At 63.7% G+C, this 6,932-nt stretch carries 7 protein-coding genes and 3 tRNA genes; 5 read left to right on the top strand and 5 right to left on the bottom strand.

Features of this window, described 5'->3' with window-relative positions:
- Nucleotides 1-87: 87 nt before the first annotated feature.
- Nucleotides 88-161, bottom strand: a tRNA-Cys gene (locus tag JF66_RS13790).
- Between the two features lie 59 nt (nucleotides 162-220).
- A tRNA-Gly gene (locus tag JF66_RS13785) sits at nucleotides 221-292 on the bottom strand.
- 198 nt (nucleotides 293-490) lie between these two features.
- On the opposite strand from JF66_RS13785, the gene JF66_RS13780 reads away from it, so the two are divergent.
- Both JF66_RS13780 and JF66_RS13775 read left to right on the top strand, forming a co-directional pair.
- Nucleotides 491-566, top strand: a tRNA-Val gene (locus tag JF66_RS13780).
- Nucleotides 567-673: 107 nt separating this feature from the next.
- On the top strand, nucleotides 674-1,327 hold the full coding sequence (locus JF66_RS13775; protein ID WP_197059418.1) for a YigZ family protein: 654 nt from the start codon (nucleotides 674-676) through the stop codon (nucleotides 1,325-1,327).
- A 15-nt stretch (nucleotides 1,328-1,342) separates the two neighbouring features.
- Here the strand turns inward: JF66_RS13775 and JF66_RS13770 are convergent, their stop codons facing one another.
- Nucleotides 1,343-1,558: a three-helix bundle dimerization domain-containing protein gene (locus JF66_RS13770; protein WP_035879052.1), complete on the bottom strand. Its 216-nt coding sequence runs from the start codon at nucleotides 1,556-1,558 to the stop codon at nucleotides 1,343-1,345.
- Nucleotides 1,559-1,791: 233 nt separating this feature from the next.
- Between JF66_RS13770 and JF66_RS13765 the strand changes: the two genes are divergently transcribed.
- Together JF66_RS13765 and JF66_RS13760 are read left to right on the top strand one after the other, a co-directional pair.
- On the top strand, nucleotides 1,792-2,439 hold the full coding sequence (locus JF66_RS13765; protein ID WP_035879051.1) for an SDR family oxidoreductase: 648 nt from the start codon (nucleotides 1,792-1,794) through the stop codon (nucleotides 2,437-2,439).
- Between the two features lie 79 nt (nucleotides 2,440-2,518).
- Nucleotides 2,519-3,367, top strand: a complete 849-nt coding sequence (locus JF66_RS13760; RefSeq protein ID WP_035879050.1) for a hypothetical protein — start codon at nucleotides 2,519-2,521, stop codon at nucleotides 3,365-3,367.
- A 15-nt stretch (nucleotides 3,368-3,382) separates the two neighbouring features.
- Here JF66_RS13760 and JF66_RS13755 read toward each other — a convergent pair whose 3' ends face one another.
- The gene (locus JF66_RS13755; RefSeq protein WP_035879049.1) at nucleotides 3,383-4,111 is read right to left on the bottom strand and encodes a YqjF family protein; all 729 of its coding nucleotides are present in this window, start codon (nucleotides 4,109-4,111) and stop codon (nucleotides 3,383-3,385) included.
- A gap of 194 nt (nucleotides 4,112-4,305) precedes the next feature.
- On the opposite strand from JF66_RS13755, the gene JF66_RS13750 reads away from it, so the two are divergent.
- Nucleotides 4,306-5,487 (top strand): MarP family serine protease, encoded by a 1,182-nt coding sequence (locus tag JF66_RS13750; RefSeq protein ID WP_035879048.1) that lies wholly within the window; start codon nucleotides 4,306-4,308, stop codon nucleotides 5,485-5,487.
- Nucleotides 5,488-5,580: 93 nt separating this feature from the next.
- On the opposite strand, the gene JF66_RS13745 is transcribed toward JF66_RS13750, so the two are convergent.
- Nucleotides 5,581-6,804 (bottom strand): ammonium transporter, encoded by a 1,224-nt coding sequence (locus JF66_RS13745; protein ID WP_035879047.1) that lies wholly within the window; start codon nucleotides 6,802-6,804, stop codon nucleotides 5,581-5,583.
- Nucleotides 6,805-6,932: the final 128 nt, after the last annotated feature.

Here is a 6,932-nt window from a genome sequence, read left to right as displayed (position 1 = left end):
ACCTCTTCCGTGTCAGGGAAGCGCGCTACCGCTGCGCCAATCGCCCATGTCTTGATAAAACATGCAGGTGCAAACTGCTTACAAGAATGGAGGTGGATACGGGATTCGAACCCGTGTATACGGCTTTGCAGGCCGCTGCCTCGCCTCTCGGCCAATCCACCGTGTTGGGTTCACTCCAAATGAAGTGGAACCGGCCTTTCGGCCGATTCCATGTCACTCGAGCGGATGACGAGATTCGAACTCGCGACCCTCACCTTGGCAAGGTGATGCGCTACCACTGCGCCACATCCGCACTGCTGTAAGCGTTTTTGCCTACTCGATGACTATAGCGGCTCGTTGCGACAGAATTCAAACTGAGACGTCACCGGCGTGTTGCGCGCAGCACAGCACGCGTCGACAGACGCGTCGATGTGCGCGCGACGCCCGGTCTGGGTTAGTATCAAACGTCGCAGTTGATCGTCTTGAGTTTTGAGATGATCATATGGCTTCTGGGCGATTGGCGCAGCTGGTAGCGCGCTTCCTTCACACGGAAGAGGTCGTGGGTTCAAGTCCCGCATCGCCCACCACAAAGACCCCCGCTGAGCGGGGGTTTTTTTGTACCCCCATTCCGGCTTCTGTCGCGGGGATCCCCCGTGATGTCGCCGGCCGCCGGCGGATGCGGGAGACTGTTGCTATGCCCGATCTCACCTTGCGCGGCGGCGTCGGAAGCCGCGTCGATACCGAGATTGACGTGAAACGATCCAGATTTCTCTGCCGCCTCGTCAGAACCGAAACCGAGGATGCCGCGCGCGCTGCGATCGATGAGGCACGCAAGGAGCACTGGAACGCTCGTCACCATTGCTCCGCATTCGTGCTGGGCCCGAACGGCACTCCCGATCAGGTGCGTCGCTCGAATGATGATGGTGAACCGTCAGGGACTGCCGGTCGGCCGATGCTCGAAGCGCTGGCCGGGCGCGGTTTCGTCGACTGCGTCGCCGTTGTCACCCGGTATTTCGGTGGCACTCTTCTCGGCGCCGGCGGTCTCGTGCGCGCGTACTCCGAGGCCGTTGTGACCACGATCGACAAGGCACATTCGCTTGGGTTGGTCGTGGAGCGCGAACGCCGTGAATTGTTCACGCTGGCATTGGCGCACGCGGATGCCGGTCGAATCGAGGCCGAATTGCGCCAGCGCGGAGTGCTCATTCTGGGTACGGACTATGGTCTCGACGCCGTGCTGCACCTGGCCGACGATGACGCCGCCCGGCTCACCGCGATCGTCGCCCACGTCACGGCAGGAAGCACAGAGCTGAAGGCCCAGGGCCACGAATGGGTTGACGTCGCGCGCTGATCCGGTCGTCGGTGCTTAGGCCTGCATGTGCTCCGTTGTGTGGCCGGAGAGGCGGTCCTTCGCCGAATGCTCGACCAGTATCGACACGTACGTACGAACGCGACTGTCGGACAGCTTCGCGTATTCGGATGCCACGACCTGTTCGACTCGCGTCGAGGAAACCAGCGGAAACCGAGCTTCCAGACGTTCGACCACGTTGAGGATGTTCTGCTGTTCTGTTCTGAGGCCCATGCCCCATGGTCTGTCAGACGCGTGGCCGCGGATACCCCGACTCAAGGTGCCCCCAGAAAAAACAGCAGGAAATATCCTCCGGAATTCTAGCTCCCCCCGAGAGTCGTGGATAGGTCTTCGGGCGCTTGGGGGCCAGCGTTCGGTGACCGCGCCCCGTCAATCACGAACCTGAAACGGGCATTCAGGTACCCCCCATACAGTGGTCAGAGAGAAAGCAACCGAAGGAGACGCACATGACACAGATCGCTATCATCGGCGGGCACGGAAAAGTAGCCCTCCACCTGGCCAAGATTCTCACGGGCACGGGACACACCGTCACGAGCTTCATCCGCAATCCGGATCACGCCGCCGACGTCACCGCCAGCGGCGCTACCCCCTTACTCGCGGACGTGGAAACCCTCGCGGCGGAGGAACTCGCCGACAAGCTCACAGGTTTCGATGCCTTGGTGTGGTCTGCAGGCGCAGGCGGCGGCGGCGCGGAACGCACCTACGCCGTCGACCGTGATGCAGCCATCAGGTCCATGGACGCCGCCCACCAGTCCGGCGTGAAACGCTATGTCATGGTCTCGTACAAGGGGTCCCGCGCCGACCATGGCGCCTCGTCCGAGGATCCCATGTTCGCCTACTACGAGGCGAAGGCAGCGGCAGACGACTACTTGCGTGCCAAGGACCTTGCGTGGACCATACTCGGCCCCAGCAGTTTGAACCTGGACTCTGCAACGGGAAAGATCGAGGTCGGCGCAGACGTGCCCGCCGGGGAAACCTCGCGTGAGAACGTGGCGCTTGTCGTCGCCGCCGTTCTGGAGAATCCCGCCACGGTAGGACGCTTCATCGAGTTCAACGACGGCGAGACCCCCATTGAATCCGCCATCGCTGTCTAAGCGTTGACCCCACTTTGCCGGGGTCATACGATAGGACCCGACGGGGCTTTCATTCGCCCGAACGAGAGGGAGGGGTGACATGTCGCGCAAGCGCACTGTCACCCTGACCATTGCGGTAGGCGCCGTCGTGCTGGCGGCCTTCGGCAGCCTCGCCGCCATTCGGCACAACGCGTCTGTCGTGGCGGCCCAGCACAGTTACGATGTCGCCCTCAGCTCATACCGAACGGCGCAGAACGACGCCTCCGCTGGCCTGGCAACGAGCACAAAAGCCATCGCCTCCGCCAGCCAGACCCTTGAGAGCAGCGTCGGCCGGGTGGCCAACGAGGAGCCCCGGACGGTCCTCGCCGCGGCGCTCACCGCAGCCGAGGATCGCCTGAAGGCGGACATCAGCGCCCTGGCCCGCGCGGAGCGGACCGCGGCATCCGCACCGGAGTCCGACACGTCGGTCTTTGAGCCGGGGAGCGGCCTGTCGCGGGCCGCCGTGACCCTGGCGGCCCTTTCCGCTACGGTGCCTCCGGACGCACTCGGCATCGCCGAATCGCTCGCCACTCCGGAGCAGGCCGTGCGCGATGCGATGGCGGCCTGGCAGAGCGCGCTGTACACGAACCACGTGCAAGCCGTGGGCTGGATCCCCGAGCTGGATCAGTGTCTGGGATCTGTCGATATCACGTCACACTATGGGGGTATTCCGGCCATCGCCGAACACTGGTCGTGCGGCGGCAAGAATTTTCCTGACGACGCGGGAACGGTGATCGCCCTCACCGGCGTGCATTCGGGCATTTACCGCGTGGACGGCATCGTCGCGATGCTCAACAGTTCGCGAAACAGCGTAGGAGACCTGCCCCGCGGTCACGATCTGCTCTACCAGACCTGCCAGAACGGCCAGGGCGCCACGATGTCGTTCACCGCTCTGACCAAGATCGGGTAAGCGGCGAATCATCCGTCAGTCTGATGTGCCGAACCATGTCGTGACCCCGGGCGAGTACAGCACCGAGTCCGGCGGTCGTGCCGCCAGCCCCGGAAACCCGGCCACGGCCAGCAGAGTGTCGTCGAGGTGCACGAGTTCGGCCCGGTAGAGCTCCCACATCTCGTGGTGATTGCGCAGGCGGACCGTGCGCCCGCGCACTCGCGTGAAGAGAGCCCATCTGGCCGTCAGAAACTCGGCCAGCGGCTCCCCCGCGGCAACCTGCTTTCCCGGTCGCACCACAATCTCGGAACGCGCCCGGCCGGCCAGATGCCGACGAGAGGAATATCGATACTCACCGGCGGTAATCTGCAAGCGAGTGGCCGACCACATGTAGGGAATCGAGAAGAGCGCACGCGCAGCCAGCACCGCGGCTAACCGTGATGCCTCGAGAGAAATGAAGACGACGCCCCGCCGCCCGAACTGATCGACGGCATACAGGCGCACATTCACCTCCACGAACGTGCCGAAATAGGGCACGGGTGGGCTGCCGAGCAGGGTCGCACGATCCAGGACGAACGGGATGAGTCCGACCCAGGTCGTGCCGTCGAAGATGTCGGGAACGAGGCCTTTCGGCAGCAGGGGCGCCACGACGGCGGCATCAACCCGCCAGTGAAGGAAGATGATCTCCGACCACCGCTGGCTGGCTGTGGCACGACCGGCCAGAGGCGGCGCAATGATCGTTATCGGCTCAACCGCAACATTCATTCTGTGGAACTCCCAGCTCGATCCGCACGGTGTACCTGCGAGCAACACTACTCGCCACACTGCTGCGGGCGGCCGCGCGCTCCGACGTTCGTCCAGCGTTCGCGCAGGCGGACTGTGTAAACATGATCAGGCAAACAATCCGCTCACGCGGCACAGAACCGCTCACGCGGTATCGATCAGCATGAGGGGCTCGCATGACCGGTTCGACCGTTCTCGATTTGTTCCTGATCGTGCTGCTTCTGGGTTCCCTCATCAACGGGTATCGCAGCGGACTCGTTCGGAGCCTGAGCGGAATCATCGGTGCGGTCGCCGGCGGTATCGCGGCGTTCTTTGTCGTTCCACTTGTCGGCACATGGGTTGCCGCTCCGGAATGGCGCACGCCGGCTGCCCTGGGGGCGGCCGTGGTTCTCGTCGCCGTCGGATTCGGCCTCGGGTCGTCCGTGGGCGGCACACTCGGTCGTGCCGCGCAGCGCTCCAAGCTCGGGATCATTGATCGTCTGCTGGGTGCGGCATTCAGCGCCGTCGCCTCCGCGCTGATCGCGTCAATGGTTGCCTTCAGCGTCGGAGCCCTTGGCGTGCCTTATCTGTCACCGGCGATCGCGTCGTCCAACGTCATCAGCGGCATCGACGACCTCACGCCCGATCCGGTCAAGAGCCTGCTCGCCCAACTGCGTTCCGCAGCCGTTCAGGAGGGGCTCCCCCGCATCGTCGATGCGTTCTCGGGGCCCGCGCCCGCGACGGCGGATGCCGACACGAGCAGCCCAGCGTTGACCCTTGCTGCCCAGTCTGTGATGCGAATCACCGGAACCGCGTACGCCTGCGGTCAGAGTCAGTCCGGCACCGGCTTTGTTGTCGCGCCGAATCGGGTCATCACGAACGCTCATGTGGTCGCGGGCGTGACCCAACCCGTGATCGAATCACCCGCCGGCGGCGCCCTCCCCGGAACAGTCGTGTACTTCGACTCCGTCAATGACCTCGCTGTGATTGCCGTCGACGGTCTCGATGCGCCCGCGCTGACGCTGGGCGACGACCTGCCAGCCGGCAGCGGGGCTGTGGCCGACGGATATCCCTTCGGCGGACCGTTCGTGTCAGACCCGGCCCGCGTGCTCTCTCTCGGCACCCTCAGCGTGGCGGACATCTACGGTCAGGATCCGTCGCCGCGTCAGGTGTATACACTCGCCTCCGACGTGCAGCAGGGTGAGTCCGGTGGGCCTTTGCTCAGCGAGTCCGGTGCCGTAACCGGCGTCGTCTTCGCCAAGTCCGCGGACACAGACAATGTGGGCTACGCCCTGGCCCTCGAGGAATTTGAGCCCGTGGCGGCACAGGCAGCGGGGCTGAGCGCAGCCGTTTCGTCAGGAACCTGCATCCGCGGTTGACCGGGCTTTCCCGCTTAATCGAGAAAGGGCCCGAGGAACCCTCCGGTGACAACCCGGATGATCCCTCAGGCCCCATCGGGACTGATCTACGCGCTAGACGCGGTCGAGGGCGTATCCCTCTTCGCCGTGAACGATGGTGTCGATGCCGGCCAGCTCGTCTTCGTTCTTGATGCGGAAGCCGATCGTCTTTTCGATCGCAAGGCCCAGCAGGTACGCCACGATGAAGGAGTAGATCAGCACGGTGAAGGCGGCGATCGCCTGAACAGCAAGCTGACCGAGGTTGCCGCCGCCAGTGAAGAGGCCGGTGTCGATCGCGAAGAAGCCGAGGTAGAGGGTACCGAGCACACCGCCGACGAGGTGAATGCCCACCACGTCGAGGGAGTCGTCGAAGCCGAACTTGAACTTCATCTCAATCGCCATCGCGCAAACGGCACCGGCGATGAGGCCGAGCAGAAGTGCCCAGCCGGGCTCAAGGTTGGCGCAGGCCGGGGTGATGGCAACAAGCCCCGCGACGGCACCCGATGCGGCGCCGACCGAGGTCGCCTTGCCATCCTTGATCTTCTCCACGATCATCCAGCCGAGGATGGCCGCCGCGGTGGCTCCGAGGGTGTTGACGACGATGATGCCCACGTTGGCGAGGCCATTGAGCCATTCGGCTCCGGCGTTGAAGCCGAACCAGCCGAACCAGAGAACGGCGGCACCGATGAGAACGAGGGGAACGTTGTGGGGCTTGGTGATGCCCTTCTGGAATCCGACACGCTTGCCGAGGACCAGGGCGAGGGCCAGCGCTGCGGCACCGGCGTTGATGTGAACGGCGGTTCCACCGGCATAGTCGATGACGCTCGGCAGTCCGAGGGTGTTGCCGAGTTCCATGATCCAGCCACCGCCCCAGACCCACGCGGCGACCGGGAAGTACACGAGTGTCGCCCAGACACCGGCAAAGATCATCCAGGAACCGAACTTGGCCCGGTCTGCGACGGCACCCGAGATGAGGGCGACCGTGATGATCGCGAACGTGGCCCCGTAGGTGGCGCCCAGCAGATCGACGTTAGCGGTCTCACCTGTAGCCAGGGCGCCCAGGCCGAAGTCAGAGAACGGGTTACCGGCGAACTGCAGCGGTCCGTCCACGGCGCTCATATTGAATCCGTAGAGAATCCAGAGCACGCTGATCAAACCCAGTGCACCGAAGCTCATCATCATCATGCTGACGACGCTCTTGGCTTTCACCAATCCGCCATAGAAAAACGCAACGCCTGGAGTCATAAACAGGACCAGGGCGGTGGCCACGATCCCCCATGAAATGCTTCCCGTATCCATAGATTGTCCTCACACTCTCGATTTTCAGGGTGTACCCCGAGGACTCACTGCTCGATGTGCCGCATCGGGTACTTTTTCAGTATCCGACGACGACGTTTCAACAAACGTTCCGATGTGTTTCGCGAATG

Source organism: Cryobacterium sp. MLB-32, from assembly GCF_000738085.1.
Lineage (GTDB): Bacteria > Actinomycetota > Actinomycetes > Actinomycetales > Microbacteriaceae > Cryobacterium.
Note: the sequence above shows the minus strand (reverse complement) of the source record. Positions and strands in the feature narration are given on the sequence as shown.